We start from the raw sequence: 2,557 nt of genomic DNA on the forward strand, positions 1-2,557 counted from the left end.
AGATTTATAATGTAATTGAGGTGATTTTATGGAAGAAATGTCTAAATTTTTATTTAATGGTTTAATTGATCATAATTTACATCATTTTATGAAGCATTTATATGAATTTCTTGATCGTCCACTAGTCTTATGTGATTGTAACTATGTAGTATTAGCACAATATCCAAATAAACAAATTGGTGATATGCTCTTTGATCACATGCAAAAACACCATAAAGTAACAGTTGAAATGCTGCCATTTATTCAATTGGGCAATTATCAAAAAGATTTAGATCAACATAATAATGTTATCTATGTAGATTATGGTGTTGGTAAAACCATCCCACGAATTATTGCTTCTATCATTGATGGTGATTATATTATTGGTTACTTATGTATTTTATTTGATGATGGAAAACCTTCATCAAATACATTTACTTTTATTAACCTGTTAGCTAAAACAATTTCATCAATTATGTGTCATAATAAAACTGGTTTTAATTACGATCGCTATGAATACTTTGCAATTATGAATTACCTATTTTCTAATGAAAATATTAATAAGCATGATTTAGAAAAATTGCTTCCTAAAAACTCTAATGTTTTTTATTCAAATTATTGTATCATTGCAACTAAAATTGCTTATAAAAGCAATGAAATTGTTTATCTAAATCAATTACATCAGCATATAATTACATTATTAAATACGTACTCTTATCTTCAAGATAACTGTTTATATATCTTATTTACTAATTTAGAAAACGTTAATAAAAATGAGATCATTAAAAAAATCACTGATTTATTATCAACCGTAAATATCTACAAATTAAAATTTGGCATAAGTTATCTTTTTGATAACTTATTAGACATTAATATTTATAAACAACAAGCATTGATTGCCTATGATTTAACACAGCAGCAATTTACCTTTTTTGAAGATATTGCTTTAAGATCATTTTTTACAAATCAATCTTTTTCCATTTATATTCACCCGATCATTAATCAGCTTAAGCAAATTGATAATGCAAATAACACTGATTATTATCAAACTTTAAAAACATATCTTTGTAACTTTGGTGATTCTCATAAAACGATCAAACAGCTTTCGATTCATCGTAATACTTTAATTTATCGTTTAGATCGAATTAAACAATTTACAAACATTGATTTTCATGATAAACAATTATGTATTTTATTATTAATCAGTTTTTTACTCATAGATAATAATTAATGCTTATTATCATAATGTTATAGATCTATGCAAAACACAATATTCTATCCTTTATTTTTTAAAATAAGATTCAAACAATAATTATCGACAGCTTAATGATTAAATAGTATATTTCAAGTAAGAAAAGAGTATACTCTTTATAGGTATGGCTCCCTGAGTGCTGGAGGTTGGGTGTGCAAATTGATGCAGAACCATACCTTTTTTATTTACAATTTATAAATATTCAATTAAACAGTTATCTATATCATTATACTTATAGAAAATAATGCTTATCATTGTAAATAGGCAAACATATTTTGGTATAATAAGATTTGAGGTGAAAAATATGAATGAATGGGATTTGTCAAAATTATATCGATCATTTGATGATCATCAATTTAATGATGATCTTAATCAGATTGTTGTTTTACAAAAACAAATGAATAGTTATCGTCATAATAAGGATGAAAAATCATTAGAAAGTTATTTGAATGATTTAATCAAATTAAATCAGTTGATTGAAAAACTATCATGTTTTATTAGTTTATCTTTATCAGTAGATACTACTAATGAAATGGCTTTAAAATATAGCGATCAGTTAGAAAATATTCTAGCAAGTTTTGTTGAAGATGATATCTTGAATCAACAATGGATCAGTTCTTTTGATCTTGATAAATTATCATCACCAATTATTAAAGAACATCATTTTTTCTTAAAAGAAATTCAAAATAAACAAAAACATACTTTAGATAAAACTAACGAAAGTATTATTGCTCACATGCAAAATACTGGTAGTAGTGCTTTTGAAAAATTAAAAGATCAAGTTATTTCTAGTATAACGGTTAAAATTGATAATAAAATTCATCCTTTAACCGAAGTTTTAAACATGGCTTATGACAAAGATAAAAATGTTCGTAAAAAAGCTTATTTAGCTGAACTTGAATGTTATCAGCCGTATGAACAGACCATTGCCGCCTGTTTAAATGCTATTAAAGGTGAAGTTTTATATACTAGTAAATTGCACGGTTATAATAGCGAATTACAAAGAACTTTGATTAATTCACGAATGTCTAAAGAAACCCTTGAGGTATTATTAGCAGTAATGCAAGATAATTTATATGTTTTTCAAGATTATTTACAAACAAAGGCCAAATATCTAGGGTATTCAAATGGTTTACCATGGTATGAATTATATGCACCAGTTAGTGAGGATGATAGTTATTATCCATATCATCAGGGAGCTAAATTTGTAGTTGAACAATTTAACACTTTTTCTAATCATTTAGCCAATTTTGCTTTAAAAGCAGTAAATGAAAACTGGATTGATGTTTATCCTCATAGCGGTAAAGTTGGTGGTGCTTTTTGTTG

The 2,557-nt window shown here is 25.7% G+C and carries 2 protein-coding genes; both read left to right on the top strand.

Annotated elements, in window-relative coordinates; all coding sequences use genetic code 11:
• The first annotated feature begins 28 nt into the window (after positions 1 to 28).
• Positions 29 to 1,210, top strand: a complete 1,182-nt coding sequence (locus J7M77_RS13690; RefSeq protein WP_296879535.1) for a helix-turn-helix domain-containing protein — start codon at positions 29 to 31, stop codon at positions 1,208 to 1,210.
• A 325-nt stretch (positions 1,211 to 1,535) separates the two neighbouring features.
• Positions 1,536 to 2,557 (top strand): M3 family metallopeptidase (locus tag J7M77_RS13695; protein ID WP_296879537.1); only part of this gene is annotated, 1,022 nt, incomplete at its 3' end.

Origin of the sequence: Thomasclavelia sp., assembly GCF_017889095.1 — a bacterium.
Lineage (GTDB): Bacteria > Bacillota_I > Bacilli_A > Erysipelotrichales > Coprobacillaceae > Thomasclavelia.

What these genes read in the sequence shown, in the direction of transcription:
- J7M77_RS13690 (WP_296879535.1), top strand. Translation starts at nt 29, where the DNA reads ATGGAAGAAATGTCTAAATTTTTATTTAATGGTTTAATTGATCATAAT.